This window comes from Oleidesulfovibrio sp. (assembly GCF_047973035.1).
GTDB lineage: Bacteria > Desulfobacterota > Desulfovibrionia > Desulfovibrionales > Desulfovibrionaceae > Oleidesulfovibrio.
Genome location: NZ_JBKEBF010000005.1, coordinates 22,164 through 46,880, shown reverse-complemented (window position 1 = coordinate 46,880; position 24,717 = coordinate 22,164). Strand labels below are relative to the sequence as shown.

The following is a 24,717-nucleotide window of genomic DNA, read 5'->3' as shown; positions in this document are numbered from 1 at the left end:
ATGTTGCAACCCATATTCACCCGATCGGAATCCGGGCGCCTGAAAAGGCGCCCTACCCCGATTTTGCTGGTAGTAGCCCTGTGCTTCATCTTGGTGTTCAGCCCCGTAGCAGCCTCATTGGCTTATGCCTTCAGCTTTGGTGAATTTACTGTAAAAGACGAGATTGAACTGGGCAAAAAGTTCAAGATACTTGTCAAATCCCGTCTTCCTATTATTGAAGACCCTGAAATAGCAAACTATGTACGCGACCTTGTAGCACGTCTGCAGGTTGTCGTCCCGCCACAGCCTTTTCCTTTTGAGACCAGCGTAGTCCTTAGTAACCAACTGAATGCGTTCGCAACACCTGGTGGTTATGTTTTTGTTTATACAGGGCTTTTGCTTAACCTTGAAAATGAATCCGAAGTTGCCGGTGTGCTGGCACACGAATTGGCACATGTAACACAACGCCATGTTGCCAAGCGTATTGAGGCTGCGCAAAAAATCAGCCTTCTCTCCATGGCCGGCCTGCTTGCAGGGCTCCTGCTCGGCAAAGGAGAAGGCAAGGACGCTTTGATTTTGGGCTCTGCCGCTGCCGGACAGGCCGCCATGCTTGATTACAGCCGTACAGATGAGCGCGAGGCAGATCAGGTAGGCATTCAGTACCTCATCAAAGCAGGCTTTTCTCCATGGGGACTTCCAAATGCTTTTGTCCACATCCAGAAGCAACAGTGGCGTAGCGGTGGCGGTGTCCCCCAATATCTGAGCACACACCCTGACGTGCAGCAACGCATCCAATATCTGAGCAACCAAGTCAGGCTGCTCCCTCTGGATGTCCGGGACCGCAAAGATGACAACTCACGCTTCCGCCGTATCCAGACTCTGATCAGGGCACGCTTTGCCGATCAGGAAGCGGCGCTGCATTACTTCAATACTTCCACCGCCATTGCGCCTGCTCTCGCCCAGATGGGCAAAGGAATTGTCTACGCCCGTCAGAACAAAATCGCAGTGGCAACCGAAATGTTCGACAGCGCCTTGAAAGCTGCGCCCTCTGACGCTCTTGTTTTACGCGAAGCTGGTCGCTTTCATTACAATAAGGGAGACCAGAAGCGAGCAGCCACATTGTTGCAACGTGCAGTCATGTCAAACCCGGATGACCTGATGGCGCTTTTTTTCTTTGCACGGCTTCTGGCCGATAACGGTCAGATTGACAAAGCGGTGGAATACTATGAGCAGGTATTGAGAAAACTTCCGGAAGATCCTGAAGTCCATTACTATTATGGCAGGATGCTGGGCGAAAACAGCAGGCTTTTCGAAGGCCATTTACAGCTTGCGTACAGTGCTCTGTATAAAAATGATAAACGAAAGGTTGAGTTCCACCGCAAGCAGGCTGAAACACTTGCCCGCACCGAAGAAAACCAGAAAGCCCTTGAGTTGTTTGATGCCCGCCATGCGGAACGTGCGGAGTTCTGGTAATCATGCAGATTATATCTTCATGGCCTGTCGGTGGAAAACGGCTGGAGCTTGTGCAGGGAGACATTACCCGTTTCAAAGCCGGTGCCATTGTCAATGCAGCCAACAGCAGACTGGCTGGAGGCGGAGGTGTGGATGGTGCCATTCACGCAGCGGCAGGCAAACAGCTTTCGGCAGCCTGCTCCCGCTGGATTGCAGTACATGGCAGTCTTCCTGCGGGTCAGGCTATGATAACAGACGCGTTCAACCTGCCTGCAAAGTACATCATTCATACTGTTGGCCCGATCTGGCAGGGTGGAAACAATAATGAGCACAAAACATTACGCAATGCTTACAATGCCTGTCTGGCACTATGCGACCAAAATGAAATCCACCATATAGCGTTTCCGGCAATAAGTTGCGGAGTATATGGCTTTCCTGTAGAGGAGGCAGCTCCTCTGGCGTTACAATGTACTATCGACAATCTGCAACAAGCCGGTGTTCCGAGCAAAATTTCCTTTGTACTGTACAACAAGCCTAGTTGCAAAAAATGGCTAACCGCAGCCCGGGACGTATCCGAGCTGTCTTAAAAGAGAGATACATATGCAATTGAAAGGCACTACTATACTGGCAGTGAAAGATGAACACGGAGTTTCCATGGCCGGCGACGGGCAGGTGACGCTCGGGCAGGCTATCGTGATGAAGCATGGAGCCCGTAAAGTCCGCCGTATATATAAAGATAAAATCATAGCAGGTTTTGCAGGCTCCACTGCAGATGCGTTCACCCTGTTTGAACGCTTTGAAATAAAGCTGGAAGAATTTGGCGGTAACCTGCTTCGTGCCAGCGTGGAGATGGCAAAGGACTGGCGCAAAGACAAATTTCTACGACGTCTAGAAGCAATGTTACTGGTTTCTGACGGAACTACCCTGCTGATGCTCAGCGGTACAGGCGACGTTATCGAGCCTGACGACGGAGTAGCAGCTATCGGCAGCGGCGGTCCATATGCGCTATCCGCAGCCAGAGCACTTCAGCGCCACACTTCCCTTCCTGCAGAAGAAATTGTCCGCAAGGCTATGGCCATTGCAGGCGAATTGTGTGTCTTTACAAATGATCAGCTCACCGTGGAAAACGCAGAAAGAATCTAGCAATGCCATCGTTCACCGCGCAGACATTACGCTCAGGCTGCAAAATCAACCTGCACCTGCAAATCAAGGGAGAGTTACCCAACGGCTATCACGAGCTGGAAACTCTCTTTTATCCTCTGGCAGTACCCTATGACGAAATGCACGTTACGCCGGCAAGCGATGGTATAACAATAGAATGCGAGCGTAATGACCTGTGCGGTGAAAACAACATTATCTGCAAGGCATGGGAAGCATATAAAAAAGCTGGAGGCCCGGCCCCTGCCATGAAGGTGCACCTTAAAAAAGGGGTGCCTGACGGAGCCGGACTGGGTGGCGGAAGCGCCAATGCTTCAAAGATACTAACTTTTCTTAATTCCATTGCAGGAGAAGAAGGGTTAACTGCACAACAAATGAATGCGGTTGCGGCCTCAGTAGGCGCCGATGTGCCATTCTTTCTGCATAATAAACCATGCCTTGCGACCGGAATTGGTGAAAAACTTTTACCTTTACCTCTTGACCTTTGTGGGTGGTACCTTGTACTAGTCTGCCCCGGTGTACAGGTACCGACGGCTTGGGCGTACGGTCAGTGGGATTCATCCCATAAGCCCGATTCCGCCAACGCAGTGCAAGGACCTGTCATTATGTATAATCCGGAAGAAGTTGCAGCCCTGAGCGGCCTGGCAACATCAACGGAACTTTCAAGCGGGCACAGCCCGACTGAATGGAAAAAAAATACAAATGACAACTTGACAACTGAGGAACAAGCCGATAGTAAACCTGTCTCTCGTGCCCTGTGGCTCTTTAACAGCTTTGAAACGGTGGTATTCTCGGTCCATTCCGAGCTTAGGCAGTATAAGAACTTGCTTCTTATGCAAGGCGCCTCAGCCGCTCTGATGAGTGGTAGCGGTTCCAGTCTGTTCGGCTTTTTCAGGGACAAAGCAGAGGCCGAGAGCGCGGCGCAGCTTTTTATACAAAGCGGTGTGGCAACATATTTCCACCGGTTATAATGCAGGGGTGTAGCCAAGTCGGTAAGGCAACGGGTTTTGGTCCCGTCATTCGAGGGTTCGAGTCCTTCCGCCCCTGCCATTTTTTTTGTGTGAACCATAAAAAAGTCCCGGATCTTATGACAATGCATGGCGATTTAAAAATCCTTACCGGCACCGCCAATCCGGAATTAGCCAGCGCCATTTGCAACCACCTCGGCTGCCAACTGACTCCTACGCTGTGCGAAACATTCAGTGACGGTGAAATCAGAATCGAAATCGGCGACAATGTTCGCGGTGATGATGTATTCATCGTACAGCCGACTTGTGCTCCGGTTAACGACAACCTGATGCAACTCGGCCTGATGCTCGATGCTCTTAAAAGAGCAAGCGTGGGCCGCGTTACTGCTGTTGTCCCATATTATGGTTATGCACGACAGGACCGTAAGGTCAGCCCTCGTGCACCTATCAGCGCCAAGCTGACCGCTGACTTGCTCCAGACTGCCGGCATGGACCGCATGGTCACCGTAGACCTGCACGCAGGGCAAATTCAGGGTTTTTTCAACTGTCCGGTAGACAACCTTTACGCAGCACCCGTCATTCTTGACTACCTGCGTCAGACAGTCTCCAACGACATTGTTATCGTATCGCCCGATGCTGGCGGCGTAGAGCGCGCACGCGCTTATGCAAAGCGTCTGGGCGCCTCTCTTGCAATCATCGACAAGCGTCGCGACAAGCCCAATCAGGCCGAAGCTATGAACGTTATCGGCGACGTAGAAGGCAAAACCGCCATTGTCGTTGATGATATGATTGACACAGCCGGCACCATGGTTGCTGCAGGCAAAGTGCTGCTGACCAAAGGCGCCAAAGAAGTGATGGCCTGCACAACACATCCAGTGCTGTCCGGACCGGCGATTGAACGCCTCTGCGAGTCTGCTTTCTCGCAGGTTGTCGTTACTGATACAATTCCGCTCGGCCCCAAACTGCAGGCATGCAGCAAGCTGAAAGTTCTTTCCGTTGCAGGATTGCTGGCAAAAGCCATCCACAACATCCACACGGAATCATCTGTCAGCGTGCTTTTTGTGTAGGCACAAACACGTATCACACGCGCCGCAAGAATAGCGCGACGTTTTTTTGAAAGGAGAGAACTATGTCTCAGCAGATGACACTGAGCGTCCAGAAGCGTGAAGACCTGGGCAAAGGTGCCAATCGCAGGCTGCGCAGCACCAATCAGGTTCCCGGCATTTTCTACAATAGCAACGGCAAAAACATTCCCGTTACTATTGATGGTCTCAAGCTGGAAAAAGTGTTTACCGCAGCCGGCAAAACCACTATTTTCAACGTAGACATCGAAGGTGAAAGCTCCCCCTGCCTGATCTGGCAGATTGAACGTCATCCTTACAAGCCTATCTTCACCCACGTTGACCTTTTCGGCGTAGATCTGGAAAAGCCCCTCAAGGTGCGTGTACCTTTGAAGGTTACCGGCGTTGCAAAGGGCACCAAGATCGGTGGTCGTATGGAAGTTTACCGTGATTTTGTTGACGTTGTTGCAAAGCCTGGCACAATTCCTACCGAAATCGCTATTAATGTCTCCGACATGAACATGGGCGATGCAGTTTACGTTGCCGACATCAAGCTTGAAGACGGACACTGCAAGTTCGATAGCAACTACGTTATCGTGCGCGTGTCCGCTCCCCGCGGTGGTAAGGGCGCCGAAGCTGAAGAAAAATAGCAGCTTCTGCCTTCCCCTTTCGGGATATATTATGCTTTTATGCGGCCTCGTATCCATATACGGGGCCGCATTCCCGTTTAGCTGAACCTCTCCCGCTTCCGTTATCCAGCCCACCGGACAAGCATTATGAACTTAGATGGTCTTATTGTCGGCCTAGGTAATCCCGGTAAAGAGTATGAAAACACCAGGCACAATCTGGGATTTATGCTTATCGACGCCTTGCTTGATGAAGCCCGAGCGTCAGCGCCCTACTCTGTTTCAGCGTTAACTACCGGCAAAAAAAAATATGACCTGTGGAAGTGCTCGCCTCTGGGCACCAACACGACATGGCTTTTAGCCAAGCCGATGACGTTCATGAACAAGAGCGGCGAGGCTGTAGCGCATATTTGTGGTTACTATCGGATTCCCCCCGAAAGAATTGTTGTCCTGCATGACGAACTAGATCTGCCTCTTGGCCGGCTCAAGTTCAAAACAGGCGGCGGGCTTGCGGGACATAACGGCTTAAAGTCCATTGCGGGACTCATCGGAAGTCAGGAATTCCACAGAATGCGTCTGGGAATCGGCAAGCCTCAGGGCGTTCAGACGACTGGACATGTACTGGGACGATTCAGTAAAACGGAGCAGCCGGTAGTAGAGAAGATACTTGAAGCCGGCATGGAAGGGTTACGCCTTTTCATTGAGCAAGGTGCCGATGCCGCCGTGCAGTTTGTAAACTCTCAAAATATCCAGTAGCTGGAGCACGAAATAGCCATAGACTCTCACCGCTTGATAGGGTATTATGCAAAGTCCTTTCAGCGGCTAGAGAATCCCTCAAGGAGTGCCAAGTGTTTGTTCCCGACCAACTTGTCGTTTACCCTGCTCAAGGCGTTGGTAAAGTCGAACGTCTTGAGAAGCAGAGTGTAGGCGGCGCAGAAGCCGAATTTTACATCGTTCGTATTTTAAGTAACAATGTTACCCTTATGGTTCCCGTAAAAAATGCGGTAAACGTAGGGCTGCGCGCGCTGTGCACGGCAGAAGAGGGACGCAAGATACTCGAATCTCTTCAGGACCGCTCTGACTTTACCGGCTACACCGGTCAGAACTGGAACAGAAGATATCGTGAATACTCTGAAAAACTTAAAAGCGGCAGCCTTGATGATGTGGCCTATGTCCTGAAAGAACTGCTGCTCATCGGCAAAGACAAAGAGCTTTCTTTTGGCGAGCGGCGTCTTCTTGAGCAATCTATGGGTCTTATAACCCTTGAACTTGCTCATGCACTTGGTACTACGCAAGACGATATCAAAGAACAGATTGAAAGTTTCTTTGAAGATGTTCTTAAACCAGTTGAAAGCGCAGAATAGCTTCTTGCCAAGACTTTGGCTTTAGGCTAAGGTTTTTTAACTGAGCCAAGTATTTGGTATCCGCAAGTACCCACTCAGGTGGTGCTTGCACCGACTCTGCTACGAGTCTCCTTTTTCCTGTCATAACCAGATTCATTTTGCTTACCACGCGACACTTCATCGATTTTTCGCGGGTCAGGACTTACTTGAGCGCTTCTATATAGCGCAGCTTTGTAATCTGGTGCTTTTCTCACCTTCAGCCCCCCTGCGTCTTGCAATGGAACAGCAAGAAAACACAAAAAGAAAGTACACGCGTAAGAAAAACATCGTTCATCATCAGCCCCCTGCAAACCCCGATAGTCATATGTACCTTTCGGAGTTAAAAACAAAAAGCATGGCTGAACTGATGGAGCTGGCTGACCAGTATAACGTTGAAAACCCCAGCAACCTGCGTAAGCAGGAGCTTATTTTCGCGTTACTGCAAAACTGTGCTTCTCAGAACGGTGCAATCTATGGTGAAGGCGTTCTGGAAATTCTTCCCGATGGTTTCGGATTTTTGCGCTCGCCAATGTATAGCTACATGCCGGGCCCTGACGACATCTATGTTTCTCCTTCTCAAATCCGACGCTTCACCCTACGCAAAGGCGACATTGTTTCAGGGCAGATACGGCCTCCTAAAGAAGGCGAACGTTACTTTGCTCTGCTGAAAGTTACGGAGATTGGCCTCCAGCCTCCGGAGAAAGCAAAAAACCTTGTTCTGTTTGACAACCTGACCCCCATTTATCCTGACAGACAGCTTGTCATGGAAAACGGAGATAAAAACTTCTCCGGCAGAGTCATCGACCTGATGGCTCCTATTGGATGCGGGCAACGCGGACTTATCGTGGCCCCGCCCAGAACAGGCAAAACCATCCTTCTCCAGAATCTTGCCAACTCTATCAACGCAAATAACCCCGACGTCTACCTCATAGTTCTGCTGATTGACGAGCGTCCTGAAGAAGTGACTGACATGGAACGCACCGTCAAGAATGCCGAAGTCATCAGCTCAACGTTCGATGAACCTCCGCAACGTCATGTACAGGTCTGTGAGATGGTGCTTGAAAAGGCAAAACGCCTTGTCGAGCGCAAGCGTGATGTAGTGATTCTGTTAGACTCCATCACAAGACTCGGACGCGCCTACAACGCCGTAACGCCTTCCTCCGGCCGGGTACTCTCCGGCGGTCTTGATGCAAATGCCCTGCAGCGTCCCAAGCGCTTCTTCGGTGCTGCACGTAATATTGAAGAAGGCGGCAGCTTGACCATTATCGCCACTGCCCTCATTGATACCGGATCCCGCATGGATGAAGTTATCTTTGAAGAGTTCAAGGGCACCGGCAACCTCGACATCTACCTTGATCGTCATCTTGCTGAAAAACGTGTATTCCCTGCTATCGACATCAACAGAACAGGTACCCGCAAGGAAGACCTGCTCCTTTCTGATGAAGTACTGAACAGAGTCTGGATACTGCGTAAAATCCTTGCGCCCATGAACTCTGTCGACAGTATGGAATTCCTGCTGGACAAAATGCGTGGCACAAAAAGCAACCGTGACTTCCTCATCGGTATGAACAAATAAGCCACGGTCACACGAACCCCATCACCCTGCCTTATACATTAATAAGGCAGGGTTTTTTATTTTCATTACCCTCCCTCCAGAAGTCTGCCTTTTTTCTCTCCAATTTTATCTTGTTGGAAGCCAGACCATACCCCGCCCTCCATTTTCTACTCACTCTTCGCAAGCCCGCAACAGCACTCTTTGCACAATGTTTGCACACTCAACCATCATGTAAAACACGACATTTCTCTTTCTGCTGATTCCTGCCATGACACATCCCCTTCTATTAGTGCTACGTTTTCTAATTTTGATAGCACTTTTAGACATGTTTGAATGCACAACCATTACACACAAACTGACATATCAGAATTCTTGATAATTTTCCCGATTCTTATTTACCATTCCGTTGACACAAGATTTGGCTGGATTGTATTTTTCTATCAAATTTGACCGAAGCTATTTGTTACAGCATCGGATTCATAAACGCCCAACGTTGAAGGAGGCAGGGATGAGTCTCAGCAGGCGTAATTTTGTAAAACTGTGCACAGGCACAGTTGCGGGCTTTGGGGTATCCCAAATGTTCCATCCCGCGATTCGCGACGCACTGGCTGATACGCTGAAAGGCGAGCGTCCGCCGGTACTCTGGCTGCAGGGTCAGGGTTGTACCGGATGTTCCGTTTCGCTGCTTAACAGTGTTCACCCCAGCATCAAGGATGTTCTTCTTGATGTCATTAGTCTGGAATTCCACCCCACCGTCATGGCATGGGAAGGCGAACAGGCTATTGAGCACATGATGAAGATCGTTGAGAAGTACGAAGGCAAGTTCTTTGTAGTAGTCGAAGGCTCCATTCCCACGGCTGCCGACGGCAAATACTGCATCATCGGTGACATCAACCATAAAGAAATCTCCATTGCCGACGCCATGCGCGACATCGCAGCAAAGTCCGCCGCTGTACTCGCAGTAGGCACCTGTGCCGCTTACGGCGGTATCCCCGCTGCAGAAGGCAACGTAACAGAGTCCATGTCTGTTCAGCAGTACTTTGAACAGGAAGGCATCAAGACTCCTGTGGTGAACATCCCTGGCTGTCCTCCCCATCCTGACTGGATCGTGGGCACGGTTGTGGTCGCCCTTGATGCCATCAAAAAGCATGGCCTCGAAGGCGGTCTCGGCGAAGTGGTTAAACTGCTCGACAGCGAAGGCCGCCCCACTCCCTTCTTCGGCACAAACATCCACGACAACTGTCCTTACCTGCCTCAGTTCGACGAAATGATCATGTCGGAAACCTTCACCCAGAAAGAAGGCTGCCGGTACGATCTCGGATGTAAAGGCCCCTCCACCATGGCAGACTGCTATAAACGCAAATGGAACAACGGCGTTAACTGGTGCATCGACAATGCTATCTGCATCGGTTGCGTAGAACCAGACTTCCCCGACGGCAAGTCTCCGTTCTACGAGGCATAAGTATCCAGCGTTTGATCAAATTCAGGAGGAGACCACATGTCTGGTTGCACGAATAAAATGGCAGCCGGTGGCGTTAGCGGCAAAACCAAAATCGCTATCGATCCGGTTACCAGAATTGAAGGCCACTTGAAGGCCGAAGTCGTTGTTGAAGGTGGCAAAGTAGTTGATGCCCACCTTTCCGGCGGCATGTTCCGCGGCTTTGAGCAGATTCTGCGCGGCCGCGATCCCCGTGATGCTTCGCAGATTGTACAACGTATCTGCGGTGTTTGCCCCACAGCTCACTCCACTGCCTCTGTTATGGCACTGGATAAGGCTTTCAAAGTCAAGGTGACCACCAACGGCCGCCTGACCAGAAACCTGATTCTGAGTGCAAACTACCTGCAGTCGCATATTCTGCATTTCTACCACCTTGCAGCGCTGGACTTCGTAAAGGGTCCTGAAACTGCACCTTTCGTACCCCGCTTTAAAGAGCCTGATCTGCGTCTGCCCTCTGCAGTGAACCAGGTTGCGGTAGACCAGTATCTTGAAGCCCTCGAAGTACGTCGCATATGCCACGAAATGGTAGCCATTTTCGGCGGCAAAATGCCTCACGTTCAGGGTCAGGTAGTTGGCGGCACCACCGAAATTCCCACCAAGGAAGCTCTGGTCGAATACGCTGCCCGCCTGAAAAAAGTACGTAAGTTCATTGAAGAGAAATACGTTCCTGTAGTTTACCTTGTAGGCAGCGTATACAAAGATCTCTTCTCCTTCGGTCAGGGTTACAAAAACTGTGTATCGTTCGGCGTATTCCCGCTTAACGACGATGAAACCGAGTTTGCACTCAAGCCCGGTGTATACGTAGACGGTCAGGACAAGCCCTTTGACGCCAAGCTTATCAAAGAATACGTCAAATACAGCTGGTTCGACGATAACACCACCGGCTTGCACTACACCGAAGGTCAGACGGTACCCGATCCGAACAAGCCCGGCGCATACAGCTTTGTTAAGGCCCCCCGTTACGACGGCAAAGCCTGCGAAGTTGGCCCGCTTGCCCGTATGTGGGTTGCCAACCCCGAACTAAGCCCCATCGGCCAGAAGATGCTGAAAGAAAACTACGGGATCAACGCCAAGTACTTCCGTGACCTTGGTGAAGACCTTGCTTTCTCCCTCATGGGCCGCCACGTTGCCCGTGCGGAAGAAACCTGGCTGACCCTCGGCTTCATCGACCGCTGGCTGAAAGAAGTAATACCCGGAGCAGAAACCTACGTACCTTCCGAGATTCCTGAAGTATCCGAGGGCACTGGCTTTACCGAAGCCCCCCGCGGTTCGCTGCTGCACTACATCGACATCAAAGATTCGGTTATCAGCAACTACCAGATCGTTTCCGCAACTCTGTGGAACTGCAACCCCCGTGACGACATGGGCAACCGCGGTCCTGTAGAAGAAGCGCTGATCGGCACTCCCGTTCCCGATCTGGAAAACCCCGTCAATATCGCGCGCCTCATACGTGCGTTTGACCCGTGACTGGGCTGCGCTGTGCACGTGCTGCACGCAGAGTCCGGTAAGGTTTCCGTAGTCGAATTCTAGTCGAATACCTACCTTGCTTCGCTAAGGGGCCTTCGGGCCCCTTTTTATTTTGCACTGCAAACGGACTGACCGGTCTTGCAAACCACAAAATACAAAGCTACAACCGACGGAAACAACTTGACGAAGGAGCTCGCATGCCCCGTTTGCTGGTCCTTGGAATCGGTAACAGTCTACTTACAGATGACGGTGTCGGTGTTTTTGCCGCAGAAGCTCTCCAAAAAGAGACCTGGCCCGAAAATGTCACCATTATGGAAGGTGGTACTTTTACACAGGATATTTTCTATCTTTTTGAAGGCTACGACAGGTTGCTGGTACTTGACGTAATCCACGCGGGTCACGCTCCGGGAACCATCTACAGGCTGACTGAAGAAGACTTGATCCAAAAAGACAACCAACGGCTGTCCATTCATGATGTTGACCTCATTGATTCGCTTAAGATGGCGGAGCTGCGGGGCAAACGCCCCTACCTGCAGGTTGTGGGTATGGAACCGCAAGACATCACTACATGGAACATAGGATTGTCAGAGCCGTGTCAGGAAAAGTTTGAAAAGTTTTTAGATGTGGCCAGAGAGGATATACATAAAATCCTTCAAGAAATGGCGTAATCGGGACCACAATATCAAAGGCTGCCTTGTTTCAAGGCAGCCTTTTCTTATCAAAATTCATCAGCCGAACAGTACTGTCAGTGAGTAGTAACACGCCTGCCCCCCCTTCCATCAAGTTTTCTGATACAATCAGTTTGCATAAATATGCAAATTCAATTTGAAATAAAAACTGAAACCATGCTACAACCATACGTAATATCGGTTTATACGCCGTATAAACGATTTGAGCCTGTTTTTTGACTCTTATTTGCAAAACAAATGCAGGCGCAAAAACGAGTCAAAAAACGGCACTGCACATGTTGCCTTTGGCAACTGGAGCAATTGTGCTCCTGCAGGCCAGTCCTTTCATTACAGTAAGGAGGTTCCGTATGAAGTTTTCTGTGGGTCTCGGTAAAGAGGGCGCAGAAGAACGGTTGGCAAGCCATGGTGTTTCTCGCCGTGACTTTCTGAAATTCTGTTCCACTGTTGCGGTTGCCATGGGAATGGGGCCGGCTTTCGCTCCGGAGGTCGCCAGGGCACTGACAACAGGCAAACGCCCCTCTGTCGTCTATCTGCACAATGCAGAGTGCACCGGTTGCTCCGAATCTGTACTGCGCGCGTTCAACCCGTACATTGACGAACTGCTGCTTGATACTATCTCTCTGGATTATCACGAGACCCTTATGGCCGCAGCAGGTCAAGCCGCGGAAGAGGCCCTGCATCAGGCAGTACATTCACCCGACGGTTTCATCGCTATCGTTGAAGGAGCCATTCCTGTAAAAGACAACGGTATCTACGGCATGATTGGCGGTCGCACCATGCTGGAAATCTGCTCAGACATTTTACCGCGGGCAAACGCCGTCATTTCATACGGTACCTGTGCCACATACGGCGGAGTACAGGCAGCAGCCCCCAACCCCACCGGAGCAAAGGGCATCAATGACGCTTTGGGTGGACTGGGTGTAAACGCAATCAACATCTCCGGCTGCCCGCCCAACCCCTACAACCTTGTCGGAACCATCGTCCATTACCTTCAGAACGGAACAATTCCGGAGCTGGACAGCCTTAACCGCCCGCTCATGTTCTTCGAAAAAACCGTACACGAACAGTGTCCGCGGCTTAAGCACTTTGAAGCCGGCGAGTTTGCTCCGTCTTTTGATTCAGAAGAAGCACGCAAAGGGTGGTGTCTTTATGAGTTGGGCTGCAAGGGCCCTGTTACCATGAACAACTGCCCCAAGATCAAGTTCAACCAGACAAACTGGCCTGTTGATGCAGGGCACCCCTGCCTCGGTTGCAGCGAGCCTGACTTCTGGGATGAGATGACGCCCTTCTACGAAATGTAGCGGCCTGTCTCAGCTAACTACGAACGCATTCTAGCTTCATAAGAGGAATCAATATGAGCGGTTGCAGAGCAAAAACAGCCCCTGCCGGTATTCCGGTAACACCTCAAAGCAACTTCAACGGCCCCATTGTGATTGACCCGATCACTCGCATTGAAGGGCACCTGCGCATTGAGGTTGAAGTAGAGAACGGTCGCGTTAAAAACGCATGGAGCAGCTCCCAGTTATTCCGCGGCCTGGAAATTATCCTTAAAGGCCGCGACCCGCGTGACGCACAGCACTTTACCCAGCGCACCTGCGGCGTATGTACCTCTACCCATGCGCTGGCTTCTACCCGCTGTGTAGAAAACGCTGTCGGCGTACGCATTCCGAAAAACGCCACCTTGATGCGTAATCTGGTGCTGGCTGCCCAGTATATGCACGACCACATTGTTCATTTCTACCATCTGCACGCGCTGGACTGGGTCGATGTTACCAATGCGCTGAAAGCCGATCCGGCAAAAGCGGCCAAGTTGGCAAGCACCATTTCGCCTCGCAAAACAACGGCTGCCGATCTTAAAGCCGTGCAGGAACGCCTGGCCAAGTTTGTGGAAAGCGGCCAGTTGGGGCCGTTTACCAATGCATACTTCCTTGGTGGACACCCGTCGTACTACCTTGAGCCTGAAGTAGATCTCATCGCTACGGCTCACTACCTTGAAGCTCTCCGCCTGCAGGTGAAAGCTGCACGGGCCATGGCTGTATTCGGGGCAAAGAACCCGCATACCCAGTACACTGATGTCGGCGGCGTAACCTGCTACGATGGGCTTACCCCCGAGCGTATTGCAGAATTCACGGCCCTCTGGAAAGAAACCAAAGCGTTTATTGACGAAGTGTACATTCCCGACCTGCTTGCCGTTGCAGGCTCGTACAAGGACTGGGCCGCTATCGGCGGAACAAGCAACTTCCTTACCTTTGGCGAATTCCCCACCGATGAATACGATCTGAACAGCCGCTTCTTCCCGCAAGGCGCTATCTTTGGTCGAGATCTGGGCAACGTCAAAAACTTTGACCCCAATCTGATTAAAGAGCACGTACGATACAGCTGGTACGAAGGCGATCAGGCACACCACCCCTACAACGGCGTGACCGAGCCCAACTACACCGGCCTTCGCGGTGAAAACGACAGATACTCGTGGATGAAGGCTCCCCGCTATATGGACGAGCCCATGGAAACCGGCCCGCTGGCACAGGTGCTCACTGCATACGCCCGAGGACACAAAGAAACCAAAACTCTGGTTGATGCTGTATTGGGCAACCTCGGTGTCGGGCCCGAAGCGCTCTTCTCCACTCTTGGCCGTACTGCTGCCCGCGGCATCGAAACCGCCATCATTGCAGAGATGACCGGCAACATGATCATGGAACTCAAAGACAACATCGCCTCCGGCGATAATACAATCTACGAGCCATGGGAAATGCCGAGCGAAGCTGAAGGCGTCGGTTTTGTCACCGCACCTCGTGGTGGTCTCTCGCACTGGATTAAGATCAAGGACGGCAAGATCGAAAACTTCCAGCTTGTGGTTCCATCCACATGGACGCTTGGACCGCGCTGTGCGAAAGGCAAAATGAGTCCTGTAGAGGAGTCCCTTATCGGAACTCCGGTTGCTGATCCCAAGCGTCCGGTTGAAATCCTGCGAACCGTCCACTCATTCGACCCCTGTATCGCCTGCGGCGTACATGTGATCGATTCGCAGAGCAACGAAGTACATAAGTTCAAGGTTCTGTAATTTTGCAGACAAACCTGTCAAAACAGAGGGAGTCTGGCCTTGCGCTGGACTCCCTTTTTTACCTATAGTGCACCCGTATGGATCAGAAAAATCGCATACTCGTTTTGGGCGTCGGCAACATTCTGTATACCGACGAAGGGTTGGGAGTCCGCGCTGTGGAATCCCTGATGGATCGCTATGAATTTGCAGAAAATATAACCCTGATGGATGGCGGCACACTGGGCATCAAACTTATGGATGCCATAATGAGCTGCGATCAACTGATTGTTGTCGATGCCGTACTGGGTGGAGATGAACCCGGCTCAGTATACCGTCTTACCGGTGAAGACCTTCGCAAGAGTCTTGGTTTCAGCGATTCCATGCACCAGACAGATCTGGTGGACACGCTGATCTACTGCGACATCGCCGGTCACAGGCCCGAAGCTGTAGTCATAGGTATGGAGCCGTATGACTATCAGACCATGGGCATTGATGTTTCACCGGCTGTTGCAGAGCGACTGCCTGCCATGTGTGACATCGTCCTGAAAGAAGTCACTGCCTTGGGCGGTGAGTGGGCTGCAAAACTGTAACGAGAGGGGGCAAAACTGTATGTGTCTGGCAATTCCTGCAGAAATCGAAGAACTGCTCGACGGCGACATGGCTAAATGTCGGGTCGGCAAAAGTGATACCTTTGTAACAGTTTCCACTATGCTGCTTGAAGAGCCTCCGGCCATAGGCGATTTTCTGATTGTTCACGCCGGTTTTGCCCTGCGCAAACTTGACCCGCTTGAAGCGCAGGAAAGCCTGCGATTGCTGCGCCAGATGGCCAACATAGAAGAAGGTACTCCCGGAGGCTTCTAACCGTGTACCGGCCCGCATCAATACTGGCACTTGGCGACAGCCTGACCGAAGGGTACGGCTTACCGTCAGGGTGCGCTTTTCCCGATGTTCTGGAAGAACTGCTCACAGTCGAAGGGCATAATGTGAACATAGTTAATCTGGGACTTTCGGGCGACACCACGGCAGGCGGGCTGCGACGAATGACCTCTTGGCTTTCAAGACACCCGGCTCCCGATGCTGCCATCGTGGAGCTGGGCGTTAACGATGCCTTTATGGGAATCGATTTTGAAGAAATACATGACAACCTTGATGCTATCCTGAGCAGACTTACATCCGAAGGTATTCCGGTACTGCTGGCTGGCATGAAGTTGCCCTTTCCTGCATCAGTTGAAGATCAGGATAGTTACGAGGCTATTTTCGCCGCACTGGCACAAAAGCATAATACAGTTTTCTATCCGCACTTTCTGCAAGACGTGTTCGGTGTTCCTGCCTTTAATCTGCCTGACGGCATCCACCCGAATGAAAAAGGAATAAAGCGGATTGCACAGAACATGTTGCCGTCTGCCCTTTCCCTTTTGCAACACGTAAGCTCGAAGTAGCTTTCTCCCCCCCTCCTTCGTGCCAACACAACCACACCATACAGCCAAAGCAATTAACGCGACTGAAAGCACGTCAGCATACGTTGGTTGGCACCTGACGTGCTTGACTTTACGCGCCGCTTGAACCATGTTTCTGAGTTTGCAACGTCCCGTATCCGATGCTTCGGAGGAGAATATTATATATGAGCGATTATAAAAAAACCCTGCATTTGCCTGTCACAAAATTTCCAATGAAGGCAAACCTGACCCAGAAAGAGCCTGAGATGCTCAAACTCTGGGAAGAAACTGATGCCTACCGCGTCATGTACTCTACCGGTGCCAGCAAAGAGCCGTACGTATTGCACGATGGTCCACCCTACGCCAACGGCAACATTCATCTGGGGCACGCGCTCAATAAGATTCTCAAGGACATTATCGTCAAGTCCCGCAACATGCAGGGCCATTCTGCCCAGTATGTGCCCGGCTGGGACTGTCATGGCCTGCCTATCGAGCACAAAGTAGAACAGCAGCTCGGCGAAAAGAAAAAGACTATTCCCGCCCATGCCGTACGCCGAGAATGCCGTAAGTACGCAACCAAGTACCTTGATATTCAGCGCAAAGAATTTAAAAGGCTGGGTGTTCTTGGCGAATGGGATAAGCCGTACATCACCATGACTCCCGACTATGAAGCCGCCACGGCCCGCGAACTGGTCCGCTTCATGGATAAGGGTTCAGTCGTACGCAGCAAAAAACCTATTTACTGGTGCTGCTCGTGTGAAACCGCACTGGCAGAAGCAGAAGTGGAATACCACGACCACACTTCTCCTTCCATTTTTGTCCGCTTCCCCATGCCTGATGCGAAGGTAACAGAAGTTCTGGGTACCGACCCTGTTTCCACTTCCATTGTCATCTGGACCACCACTCCGTGGACCATTCCTGACAACATGGCTGTCGCTGTGCATCCCGAATTTGAATACGCGGTTGTAAAACACGGTGACGAACATTTTGTGCTGGCTACAGAACTAGTGGAAAGCAGTGCAAAAACTTTCGGCTGGGAAAACGTTGAAGTAGTGCGCACCATTCAAGGTGCACAGCTGGAAGGCCTTGTGGCCCGCCACCCTATTTACGACCGTGAATCCCCTGTTGTGCTTGCTGACTACGTTACCCTTGATTCCGGTACCGGCTGCGTTCACACCGCTCCCGGTCATGGTCGCGAAGACTATGAAACGGGTCTGCGTTATGGTCTGGAAATTTACTCTCCGATGAACGACGAAGGCCGTTTCCTCGACTCAGTAGAACACTTTGCCGGACTGACAATTTTTGAAGCCAACCCCAAAGTAATTGAAAAGCTGCAGGAGCTTGGCAATCTGCTGACACAAGCTAAAATCAGCCACTCCTACCCGCATTGCTGGCGTTGCAAGCAGCCTGTTATCTTCCGCGCAACCACGCAGTGGTTCATCTCCATGGAAGCTAACGACCTGCGCAAAAAGTCGCTGAATGCCATCCGCAATGACGTGGACTGGATTCCTGCATGGGGTGAAGAGCGTATCTTTAATATGATCGAAAACCGCCCCGACTGGTGCATTTCGCGTCAGCGCTTGTGGGGTGTTCCGATCATTGCTCTGCTGTGCGAATCCTGCGACGAAGCATGGTTCGATACTGAATGGGGCATGGGCATTGTAGATAAATTTGCAAAACATCCCACAGGCTGCGACTACTGGTTTGAAGCAGACCTCAGCGAGATTGTGCCCTCCAGTTTGAAGTGCCCCAAGTGCGGCGGCGACCACTGGAAAAAAGGCATGGATATTCTGGACGTGTGGTTTGACTCCGGCACCAGCTTTGCTGCCGTGGTCGAACAGCGCGAAGAGTGCGAATTCCCCGCAGACCTGTACCTTGAAGGCTCGGACCAGCATCGCGGCTGGTTCCACAGCTCTTTGCTGGCTTCCATGGGTACCCGTGGCATTCCGCCTTACAAAGCAGTGCTGACTCACGGTTATGTTGTGGACGGTGAAGGCCGCAAGATGTCTAAATCCATCGGTAACGGCATCGCTCCGCAGGAAGTCATCGACAAGTACGGCGCAGAAATCCTGCGTATGTGGGTTTCTTCTGCTGACTACCGCGAAGATGTGCGTATCTCTGAAGAAATTCTCAGCCGTCTGGTGGATGCATACCGCCGTATCCGTAACACCTGCCGCTACATTCTGGGCAACCTATCAGACATCAGCGCAGGCGACCTGTTACCGGTTGAAGAACTTGAGCCGCTTGACCGTTTCGCTCTGGACATCGCCATGCGTGCTCACAACCGTGTTCAGGCAGCATACAAGGATTACGAGTTCCATAAGGTATACCACACACTGCACAACCTTTGCGTCAGCGACCTGTCTGCATTCTACCTTGATATTCTCAAGGACAGACTCTACTCGTCCAAAGCTGATTCCAGAGAACGCCGTTCCGCGCAGACTGCGATTTACCACATTCTGCTGTTGCTTGTGCGCGACATGGCACCTGTACTCAGCTTCACTGCTGAAGAAGTGTTTTCGTACATTCCTGAATCACTTCGCCCCGAGGCTTCTACGGTTTTCGCTCTGCGCGAAGCGGACATTCCGGCTCTGAGCCTGAGCGACAAACAAAGAGCACACTGGACAACGTTCCTCGAAGTACGGGCAGAAGTAACCAAGGCCATGGAACCTGTGCGCAAGTCCGGCGAAATCGGCCATCCTCTGGATGCCCATGTAACTCTGCATGTTGACGAAAAGCTTGCCGACAGCCTGAAGGCCAGCGGTGCAGACCTGCGTTCCTGCTTCATTGTATCCAAAGTCAGTGTTGCAGAACTTGCACAGGCGCCCGCAGATGCGTATGCATCCGAAGAGCTCGAAGGTCTGCGGATCAGCATTGCAAAAGCTCCGGGAGCCAAATGCGAACGCTGCTGGATCTGGAGCGAGGAGTTGGGCACCAACTCCGAACACCCGACTCTGTGCCCGCGTTGCACCGGAGTCCTTACCGCCTAAAACATCATTGTTCGGGCCCGCATAGCGGGCCCGAACATTACCAGTAAAGGATAGCCCATGCGTCCGCGTTTTTTTGCAGTGTATTCCATCGCAGCCTTGGTTATAGCCATTGACCAGTGGACAAAACTGTGGGCGGCATCCAACATTCCCCCCTTTATCGGCTACAACGTCATTCCTGGTTTTTTTGACCTTGTTAACGTGCGTAACCGGGGAGCTGCATTCGGTTTCTTGAACCGAAGCGACATTGAATGGCAATTCTGGCTGTTTTTTGCAGCAGCACTCACTGCAGTAATTGCTATTATCCTGATGACACGTTCCGCCAAGAGTAATAAATACCTTTTCACAGGCTTTGGCTTGATCATGGGTGGAGCAATCGGCAACCTGATCGACAGAATCCGCATCAGGGCCGTCATCGATTTTCTGGATTTTTATATCGGCGACTATCATTGGCCTGCGTTCAACGTGGCAGACATAGGCATATGCCTCGGCGCCATGTTTGTCTGTCTTGCTGTGTACAAACAAAAATAGCAAAGCCGGACGGAGAACTCTGCGATGCTTCCCATTATTGACCTGATCCAACAAGCTGATAATCTGGCACTGACTATGTTGCTGCTGGCACTTCCTATTGTGCCCAACCTCTGGTGCATATGGCATGCGTACTCCAATGAGTTTCCCACACCGGCAGAACGTCTGCTATGGATGGGTATCGGAGTCTTTGTTCCTGTTATCGGCGGATTGGCGTACCTTATTTTTGGCTGGCGTCGCAGTAGAAAACCAAGAGCTGTTCAGGATGTTCAATAAAAAAACATTGTCCGTACTCTGTCTCGCTGTATTACTCTCAAGCGGATGCACCGTAGTAAAGCACCGCGATATACAGTATCTGCAGTCTTACATGGACTCCACCACTGCTTCTCTCGAAGTGGCCTCACACAAAGCCACCCGTTTGAACGAAGCAATCTCGCGCATGCTTCAACAGGAAGAAGACAGCCGGCAGGCTTTGCAGGCTGAACTGAAAGAACAACAGGAACAATTGCGCAAAGTAAAGCTGGCCGTAGAAAGAGTTCGCCGCAAAGCAAAGCAGCAAAGCCTTTCTCTGCATCAACAGGCAGCACAGTTAGCGCTCAGACAAGAACAGCTTGAGCTTAATATCCAGAGACTGTCATTGAATTTGTCGCGCAAGCTGGAGCCCCATGCCACATCCGGTGACTTTTCACAGGTAGATATCCAACAAGAAAAAAGTGAAACGCCTCCGGCTCTGTCAACTTCATCTACCGTGCCGGAAACAGACACTCCTGAATAGTCTGCTTTTCATCGCGCAAACAATTCTTACTTGCCCCAAAGCGATGAGCTACAGTACATTCATCGAATCTATCTAAAATGAACGTTACTTCTGATCAGGAATGAAAGATGAAAAACTTTGCTAAAGCATTTTGCGCAACCGCAACAATTCTCGCTCTGGGCGGCTGCGTTCAACAACAGGACTTAGACCTTCTGGAAATGCGCATTGCACAGCAAGAGCGCCATGTAGACTCGCTGACCAAAGAACTGGACAATGCAGCCCGCCAGATTGATACAGTTCAACCCAATCAGGCTGACCTGTGGTCGCAGGTACAAACAATGCGCGGCGAACTGGCTGTTCTGCAGGGACAGATGGACACCCTGCTCAGCAGTGAAAATAGCCTGCCTGAGGCAGTGCAGGAAATTAAACAGCTTCGTGCCGACTCCGACAGAATGGAGCTGGCTCTTCGCCAGATAGAATCTGAGTTGGGCCTTGATCTTGAAGTTCTTAAAAAGCCTGCAGCACCTGTATCCCCCCTGCCCGCTATAAATGCATCGGCAACCAATGCAACCAAGCCTAAGGCGCAGAGCAACAGCACCGTTGCCATCCCCGCCAATGACCCTGTAGCGGCAGCTGTGACCACATTGCCAGTTGCTACAGAGCGCGGAGTCACTCCCGGTAACACAACTGCCTCTGCTGCAAAGCTTGAAAAGCCCGGCCAGACAAACGAAACTGCAGTCCCCGCGCCTCAGGCCGACCCTGCCGAGCTTCTGTATGATCAGGCATTAGACTCTTTTAAAGAGCGCAATTACAAAACTGCACAGCGCTTATGGAAAGAGTTTGCTACAGCTTTTCCAAAACATGACATGGTCCCCAATGCAGTTTTCTGGCAAGGCGAATGCTATTATCAGATGGAAGACTACGCCAATGCGGCACTGGCCTATCAGGATGTGGTGACAAAGTTTCCCAAAAGCAACAAGTACCTGCCAGCTATCCTCAAGCAGGGAATTTCATTCATCAAGCTTGGCAAAACCAAAACAGGCAAAGCCAGACTTGAAGAAATAATTAAAAAATATCCTGATTCGCCCGAAGCTAAGAGGGCAAAAACGATTATCAAAGAGATAAAGTAGCAGAGAGTCTCTATAAGGACAGAACCATGAGCGAAGCACAAAAAGAATACAGAAAAAATATCCACCTGACATTTCCGCCGGAGGTGTCCAAAGACCCTGTCGTCTGTAACCTGACCCGCCTGTTTGACCTGACCTTCAATATTCTGAAGGCTCAGATTACTCCACGTAAGGAAGGTTACCTGACACTTGAGCTGGTCGGTTCGCAGGACAACTGCAAAAAGGCCATCGACTACCTGAAGGAACACGATATTGCTGTTTCTCCGGTTGACCAGCGTATCTCCCGTGATGAAGTCTCATGTATGCATTGCGGAATGTGCACCGCAATCTGTCCTGTTGATGCTCTGCGTATGAACTGGCAGGAACGCAATGTAACGTTTGATACTGACCGCTGTACCGCTTGCGGCCTGTGCACCAAGGTCTGTCCTGTGCGCGCCATGCATGTTGAAGTTGAAAACGGCCCCTGGTAACTTCGCCCATGGAAAAACGAGCTTATTCCCGCGTAGCGGCCAGTATTTCCGGCCGCTTCCGGATATTATCTTCCGGTGACGACCAGCCGATGTACTCCGGCTGGTCGCGCACCAATATCAAAGATGTAGAACAAGCTCTGCAGCAAGCAAAGCTGCCGGAGGCTATGGTGCAGTTTCTGGCCAGCATGGATGCTAAGCTGGATGCAATTCTGGGTCAGATGCAGAAGGACACTCTGCAGGAAGACTTTCCCCACAAGCTTCGCGGAACGGAAATCAGCGGCGCGGGGCTCCGCTTTACTGCATCAGATAAGATTTCTGAAAACTCTTATGTGGAAATAGTTCTTTTTTTGCGGCAATATCCGCTGATAGTAGCTTCTGCCATCGGTCGCATCACAAGGGAAAGCCAGCTCCCTTCTGAAAACTCTACAAGCGAATACGCGCTGGAGTTCACCGCCATACACGATAATGACCTTGAGCAGGTTATCGCTTTTGTTTTTGATCAGGAAAGGCGCCTCATCCGCCAGCATAAGTGGGAATAATCACATTCAGAATCTGATAAACACGGGGAGAACGTACATGCGCAGTCAGGAAGCAGTTCTTGAACAGGTCATGCAGAATGTAACTGCTCAGGTAGCTGACAGTATCAAGGATGCAATTGCACAAACCATCCAGAATGAATTAACAGCGAACCTTACAAGGGCGCTTCTGGAAGGAGAGTTCTATAAAAAGATCAACTCCGACATGCGTAGCGGCCTCCAGAATATTTACCAGGAAATTTCCCACGCGGCCAAAGACAAAAGCGCTGCTCCTCCAAGCGAAGAGCAAACTGATAAACTTTTTTCAGAAGCCTCTGAACAGCTTGATGAAATTCTGACCACAACAAAACAAGCGACCGATGACATTATGGATGTTGTGGAGCAACAGCTTGAGCGTCAGGCAGAAGCTGCCGCCCTGCTGGATGAACTTGAAAAGGAAGCTTCGCCTGAAACCATTGCCAAGCTTCGCACATTCAACTCTGAGCTGGGAGACAACCTCTCCTCGATAATGACTGCGCTCAGTTTTCAGGACCTTACGGGACAGCGCATCAAAAAAATTATCACCGCCCTGCAACGCATCGAAGGTACGGTTTTCGAACTCTATATGTCTACAGGGCTTATCATGAAAGCCCACGACGAATCTCCGGATAAAGAACTTGCTGAGCTGGAGCAGGAAACCAAGCAAAGAATGTCCGAACTCAAGGGTCCTACCAGAGATGTCTCGCAAAGCGATATCGACGACATGCTGGCACAATTGGGTCTGGACTAACTTTTCTGAAAAAGCGGGAAATCTTCCCGCTTTTTTTTTTATTTCCCCCTTGCCAGCCCCGTGTTAGATTCTCATCTTATTTTGATGATGACTATCTCTCTCAACACCTTCAACCGGAGGTTACTCTTATGCATAGCCCCCTTGTCATAATCGGCTCTGGCCCCGCTGGGCTTTCAGCCGCCATCTATACCAGCAGAGCAGGTTTAGACACCATAGTATTCGGAACTAAACCCAAAGTGGCTGGCGACTATGAAATAGACAACTACTTCGGCTTCGAACATACAATCTCCGGTAGCGAACTACTTGCCAGAGGACGAGCTCAGGCAAAACGTTTCGGCACCAGAATTACCGAAGAAAAAGTTCTTTCTCTGCATCATAACGACTCAGGTGGTTTTCATATAAAAACTGAAAACGAAGAGTTTGACGCATGTGCGATCATCTTAGCTACCGGTGTGGGACGAGTTCGCCCCGGTATTTCCAACTTATCTGAATTTGAAGGTAAGGGTGTGTCCTACTGCGTCAGCTGCGATGGCTTTTTTTATAAAGGCAGAAAAGTTATTGTACTTGGCGAAGGAGTATACGCCGCAAATCAGGGGCTGGAATTATTGGCCTTTACGCCTGATGTAAGCATTGTCACTCAGGGTAAAACACTAACCATGACCACCCCCTTCAAGGAGCGCCTGCGCACAGCTGGAATCCCGGTACTGGAGCAAAAGATTGATAGCCTGTCAGGCTCACCTGCTCTCTCCAGCATCACGTTTGCTGATGGCTCTACTCAGGAAGCGGAAGGGCTTTTCATTGCAATGGGAGAAGCCTCATCATTAGATTTCGCCTACACGCTGGGTCTTGAACGCAGTGGGGTATTTCTTGTGGCTGACAAAGAGCAAAAAACGAACATCCCGGGAGTCTTTGCAGCAGGAGACTGCACAGGCGGATTTTTACAAATCGCAGTGGCAGTTGGTGACGGCGCGACTGCTGCCCGCTCTGCTATCAGCTACATTAAAGAAGGTTGTCAGAAAAAGTCGTAAAATATACCTCACCTGCAAGTTGACAGCATTCGTAGCTGGTGCTATCTAGTCCAGCTCATTGCTATTCTACAGGGCCTATAGCTCAGTTGGCAGAGCCTCCGGCTCATAACCGGCAGGTCGCAGGTTCAAATCCTGCTGGGCCCACCAACAAAATCAAGAGGTTGCGACACCGTCGCAGCCCTTTTTTTATTCTTTTGCTACCCTATT

26 protein-coding genes and 2 tRNA genes are annotated in these 24,717 nt (G+C 50.9%); all 28 read left to right on the top strand.

Annotated elements, in window-relative coordinates; genetic code table 11:
• The 28 genes from ACK5LI_RS00925 to ACK5LI_RS00790 all read left to right on the top strand — a co-directional run bounded on the left by ACK5LI_RS00925 (nt 1) and on the right by ACK5LI_RS00790 (nt 24,657).
• Nucleotides 1–1,452, top strand: coding sequence for a M48 family metalloprotease (locus ACK5LI_RS00925; RefSeq protein ID WP_416945748.1), 1,452 nt, complete (start codon nt 1–3; stop codon nt 1,450–1,452).
• Between the two features lie 2 nt (nt 1,453–1,454).
• Nucleotides 1,455–2,018, top strand: a complete 564-nt coding sequence (locus ACK5LI_RS00920; protein ID WP_416945747.1) for a macro domain-containing protein — start codon at nt 1,455–1,457, stop codon at nt 2,016–2,018.
• Nucleotides 2,019–2,031: 13 nt separating this feature from the next.
• A complete protein-coding gene (gene hslV, locus ACK5LI_RS00915; RefSeq protein ID WP_416945746.1) occupies nt 2,032–2,574 on the top strand; it encodes an ATP-dependent protease subunit HslV in 543 nt (180 codons plus the stop codon).
• 2 nt (nt 2,575–2,576) lie between these two features.
• Nucleotides 2,577–3,560 (top strand): 4-(cytidine 5'-diphospho)-2-C-methyl-D-erythritol kinase, encoded by a 984-nt coding sequence (locus ACK5LI_RS00910; RefSeq protein ID WP_416945745.1) that lies wholly within the window; start codon nt 2,577–2,579, stop codon nt 3,558–3,560.
• A gap of 3 nt (nt 3,561–3,563) precedes the next feature.
• A tRNA-Gln gene (locus ACK5LI_RS00905) sits at nt 3,564–3,639 on the top strand.
• A 43-nt stretch (nt 3,640–3,682) separates the two neighbouring features.
• Entirely contained in the window at nt 3,683–4,624 is a 942-nt protein-coding gene (locus ACK5LI_RS00900) for a ribose-phosphate diphosphokinase (RefSeq protein ID WP_416945744.1), read from the top strand.
• 62 nt (nt 4,625–4,686) lie between these two features.
• Nucleotides 4,687–5,268, top strand: coding sequence for a 50S ribosomal protein L25/general stress protein Ctc (locus ACK5LI_RS00895; RefSeq protein WP_416945743.1), 582 nt, complete (start codon nt 4,687–4,689; stop codon nt 5,266–5,268).
• A 126-nt stretch (nt 5,269–5,394) separates the two neighbouring features.
• A complete protein-coding gene (pth, locus tag ACK5LI_RS00890; protein ID WP_416945742.1) occupies nt 5,395–6,000 on the top strand; it encodes an aminoacyl-tRNA hydrolase in 606 nt (201 codons plus the stop codon).
• 92 nt (nt 6,001–6,092) lie between these two features.
• Complete coding sequence (locus ACK5LI_RS00885) at nt 6,093–6,608, top strand: CarD family transcriptional regulator (RefSeq protein WP_416945741.1); 516 nt, start codon at nt 6,093–6,095, stop codon at nt 6,606–6,608.
• A gap of 343 nt (nt 6,609–6,951) precedes the next feature.
• Nucleotides 6,952–8,202: a transcription termination factor Rho gene (rho, locus tag ACK5LI_RS00880; RefSeq protein ID WP_416945778.1), complete on the top strand. Its 1,251-nt coding sequence runs from the start codon at nt 6,952–6,954 to the stop codon at nt 8,200–8,202.
• A 487-nt stretch (nt 8,203–8,689) separates the two neighbouring features.
• Nucleotides 8,690–9,643 carry a NiFeSe hydrogenase small subunit gene (hysB, locus tag ACK5LI_RS00875; RefSeq protein WP_416945740.1) on the top strand — a complete coding sequence of 318 codons (954 nt, stop codon included), beginning with the start codon at nt 8,690–8,692 and terminating at the stop codon, nt 9,641–9,643.
• A 36-nt stretch (nt 9,644–9,679) separates the two neighbouring features.
• The gene (gene hysA, locus ACK5LI_RS00870; protein ID WP_416945739.1) at nt 9,680–11,146 is read left to right on the top strand and encodes a NiFeSe hydrogenase large subunit HysA; all 1,467 of its coding nucleotides are present in this window, start codon (nt 9,680–9,682) and stop codon (nt 11,144–11,146) included.
• 197 nt (nt 11,147–11,343) lie between these two features.
• The gene (gene hysD, locus ACK5LI_RS00865; protein WP_416945738.1) at nt 11,344–11,814 is read left to right on the top strand and encodes a NiFeSe hydrogenase maturation protease; all 471 of its coding nucleotides are present in this window, start codon (nt 11,344–11,346) and stop codon (nt 11,812–11,814) included.
• Nucleotides 11,815–12,182: 368 nt separating this feature from the next.
• The gene (locus ACK5LI_RS00860) at nt 12,183–13,136 is read left to right on the top strand and encodes a hydrogenase small subunit (protein WP_416945737.1); all 954 of its coding nucleotides are present in this window, start codon (nt 12,183–12,185) and stop codon (nt 13,134–13,136) included.
• Nucleotides 13,137–13,189: 53 nt separating this feature from the next.
• The gene (locus ACK5LI_RS00855) at nt 13,190–14,896 is read left to right on the top strand and encodes a nickel-dependent hydrogenase large subunit (protein WP_416945736.1); all 1,707 of its coding nucleotides are present in this window, start codon (nt 13,190–13,192) and stop codon (nt 14,894–14,896) included.
• 77 nt (nt 14,897–14,973) lie between these two features.
• Nucleotides 14,974–15,465 carry a HyaD/HybD family hydrogenase maturation endopeptidase gene (locus ACK5LI_RS00850; protein WP_416945735.1) on the top strand — a complete coding sequence of 164 codons (492 nt, stop codon included), beginning with the start codon at nt 14,974–14,976 and terminating at the stop codon, nt 15,463–15,465.
• A 19-nt stretch (nt 15,466–15,484) separates the two neighbouring features.
• The gene (locus ACK5LI_RS00845) at nt 15,485–15,736 is read left to right on the top strand and encodes a HypC/HybG/HupF family hydrogenase formation chaperone (RefSeq protein ID WP_416945734.1); all 252 of its coding nucleotides are present in this window, start codon (nt 15,485–15,487) and stop codon (nt 15,734–15,736) included.
• Between the two features lie 2 nt (nt 15,737–15,738).
• Nucleotides 15,739–16,314, top strand: a complete 576-nt coding sequence (locus ACK5LI_RS00840; RefSeq protein WP_416945733.1) for an arylesterase — start codon at nt 15,739–15,741, stop codon at nt 16,312–16,314.
• A gap of 182 nt (nt 16,315–16,496) precedes the next feature.
• The gene (ileS, locus tag ACK5LI_RS00835) at nt 16,497–19,301 is read left to right on the top strand and encodes an isoleucine--tRNA ligase (RefSeq protein ID WP_416945732.1); all 2,805 of its coding nucleotides are present in this window, start codon (nt 16,497–16,499) and stop codon (nt 19,299–19,301) included.
• 57 nt (nt 19,302–19,358) lie between these two features.
• Nucleotides 19,359–19,829 carry a signal peptidase II gene (gene lspA, locus ACK5LI_RS00830; RefSeq protein ID WP_416945731.1) on the top strand — a complete coding sequence of 157 codons (471 nt, stop codon included), beginning with the start codon at nt 19,359–19,361 and terminating at the stop codon, nt 19,827–19,829.
• A gap of 24 nt (nt 19,830–19,853) precedes the next feature.
• A complete protein-coding gene (locus ACK5LI_RS00825; protein WP_416945730.1) occupies nt 19,854–20,102 on the top strand; it encodes a PLDc N-terminal domain-containing protein in 249 nt (82 codons plus the stop codon).
• A gap of 91 nt (nt 20,103–20,193) precedes the next feature.
• Nucleotides 20,194–20,601 (top strand): hypothetical protein, encoded by a 408-nt coding sequence (locus tag ACK5LI_RS00820; RefSeq protein ID WP_416945729.1) that lies wholly within the window; start codon nt 20,194–20,196, stop codon nt 20,599–20,601.
• A 107-nt stretch (nt 20,602–20,708) separates the two neighbouring features.
• On the top strand, nt 20,709–21,710 hold the full coding sequence (ybgF, locus tag ACK5LI_RS00815; protein WP_416945728.1) for a tol-pal system protein YbgF: 1,002 nt from the start codon (nt 20,709–20,711) through the stop codon (nt 21,708–21,710).
• Nucleotides 21,711–21,736: 26 nt separating this feature from the next.
• A complete protein-coding gene (locus ACK5LI_RS00810) occupies nt 21,737–22,177 on the top strand; it encodes an NIL domain-containing protein (protein ID WP_416945727.1) in 441 nt (146 codons plus the stop codon).
• Nucleotides 22,178–22,185: 8 nt separating this feature from the next.
• Nucleotides 22,186–22,716, top strand: a complete 531-nt coding sequence (locus tag ACK5LI_RS00805) for a hypothetical protein (RefSeq protein WP_416945726.1) — start codon at nt 22,186–22,188, stop codon at nt 22,714–22,716.
• Between the two features lie 37 nt (nt 22,717–22,753).
• Nucleotides 22,754–23,482 (top strand): protein phosphatase CheZ, encoded by a 729-nt coding sequence (locus ACK5LI_RS00800; RefSeq protein ID WP_416945725.1) that lies wholly within the window; start codon nt 22,754–22,756, stop codon nt 23,480–23,482.
• Between the two features lie 128 nt (nt 23,483–23,610).
• Complete coding sequence (locus ACK5LI_RS00795) at nt 23,611–24,510, top strand: NAD(P)/FAD-dependent oxidoreductase (RefSeq protein WP_416945724.1); 900 nt, start codon at nt 23,611–23,613, stop codon at nt 24,508–24,510.
• Nucleotides 24,511–24,581: 71 nt separating this feature from the next.
• Nucleotides 24,582–24,657, top strand: a tRNA-Ile gene (locus ACK5LI_RS00790).
• The last annotated feature ends 60 nt before the right edge of the window (nt 24,658–24,717 follow it).

What these genes read in the sequence shown, in the direction of transcription:
- ACK5LI_RS00925 (WP_416945748.1), top strand. Translation starts at nt 1, where the DNA reads ATGTTGCAACCCATATTCACCCGATCGGAATCCGGGCGCCTGAAAAGG.
- ACK5LI_RS00920 (WP_416945747.1), top strand. Translation starts at nt 1,455, where the DNA reads ATGCAGATTATATCTTCATGGCCTGTCGGTGGAAAACGGCTGGAGCTT.
- hslV (WP_416945746.1), top strand. Translation starts at nt 2,032, where the DNA reads ATGCAATTGAAAGGCACTACTATACTGGCAGTGAAAGATGAACACGGA.
- ACK5LI_RS00910 (WP_416945745.1), top strand. Translation starts at nt 2,577, where the DNA reads ATGCCATCGTTCACCGCGCAGACATTACGCTCAGGCTGCAAAATCAAC.
- ACK5LI_RS00900 (WP_416945744.1), top strand. Translation starts at nt 3,683, where the DNA reads ATGCATGGCGATTTAAAAATCCTTACCGGCACCGCCAATCCGGAATTA.
- ACK5LI_RS00895 (WP_416945743.1), top strand. Translation starts at nt 4,687, where the DNA reads ATGTCTCAGCAGATGACACTGAGCGTCCAGAAGCGTGAAGACCTGGGC.
- pth (WP_416945742.1), top strand. Translation starts at nt 5,395, where the DNA reads ATGAACTTAGATGGTCTTATTGTCGGCCTAGGTAATCCCGGTAAAGAG.
- rho (WP_416945778.1), top strand. Translation starts at nt 6,952, where the DNA reads ATGTACCTTTCGGAGTTAAAAACAAAAAGCATGGCTGAACTGATGGAG.
- hysB (WP_416945740.1), top strand. Translation starts at nt 8,690, where the DNA reads ATGAGTCTCAGCAGGCGTAATTTTGTAAAACTGTGCACAGGCACAGTT.
- hysA (WP_416945739.1), top strand. Translation starts at nt 9,680, where the DNA reads ATGTCTGGTTGCACGAATAAAATGGCAGCCGGTGGCGTTAGCGGCAAA.
- hysD (WP_416945738.1), top strand. Translation starts at nt 11,344, where the DNA reads ATGCCCCGTTTGCTGGTCCTTGGAATCGGTAACAGTCTACTTACAGAT.
- ACK5LI_RS00860 (WP_416945737.1), top strand. Translation starts at nt 12,183, where the DNA reads ATGAAGTTTTCTGTGGGTCTCGGTAAAGAGGGCGCAGAAGAACGGTTG.
- ACK5LI_RS00855 (WP_416945736.1), top strand. Translation starts at nt 13,190, where the DNA reads ATGAGCGGTTGCAGAGCAAAAACAGCCCCTGCCGGTATTCCGGTAACA.
- ACK5LI_RS00850 (WP_416945735.1), top strand. Translation starts at nt 14,974, where the DNA reads ATGGATCAGAAAAATCGCATACTCGTTTTGGGCGTCGGCAACATTCTG.
- ACK5LI_RS00845 (WP_416945734.1), top strand. Translation starts at nt 15,485, where the DNA reads ATGTGTCTGGCAATTCCTGCAGAAATCGAAGAACTGCTCGACGGCGAC.
- ileS (WP_416945732.1), top strand. Translation starts at nt 16,497, where the DNA reads ATGAGCGATTATAAAAAAACCCTGCATTTGCCTGTCACAAAATTTCCA.
- lspA (WP_416945731.1), top strand. Translation starts at nt 19,359, where the DNA reads ATGCGTCCGCGTTTTTTTGCAGTGTATTCCATCGCAGCCTTGGTTATA.
- ACK5LI_RS00825 (WP_416945730.1), top strand. Translation starts at nt 19,854, where the DNA reads ATGCTTCCCATTATTGACCTGATCCAACAAGCTGATAATCTGGCACTG.
- ACK5LI_RS00820 (WP_416945729.1), top strand. Translation starts at nt 20,194, where the DNA reads ATGGACTCCACCACTGCTTCTCTCGAAGTGGCCTCACACAAAGCCACC.
- ybgF (WP_416945728.1), top strand. Translation starts at nt 20,709, where the DNA reads ATGAAAAACTTTGCTAAAGCATTTTGCGCAACCGCAACAATTCTCGCT.
- ACK5LI_RS00810 (WP_416945727.1), top strand. Translation starts at nt 21,737, where the DNA reads ATGAGCGAAGCACAAAAAGAATACAGAAAAAATATCCACCTGACATTT.
- ACK5LI_RS00805 (WP_416945726.1), top strand. Translation starts at nt 22,186, where the DNA reads ATGGAAAAACGAGCTTATTCCCGCGTAGCGGCCAGTATTTCCGGCCGC.
- ACK5LI_RS00800 (WP_416945725.1), top strand. Translation starts at nt 22,754, where the DNA reads ATGCGCAGTCAGGAAGCAGTTCTTGAACAGGTCATGCAGAATGTAACT.
- ACK5LI_RS00795 (WP_416945724.1), top strand. Translation starts at nt 23,611, where the DNA reads ATGCATAGCCCCCTTGTCATAATCGGCTCTGGCCCCGCTGGGCTTTCA.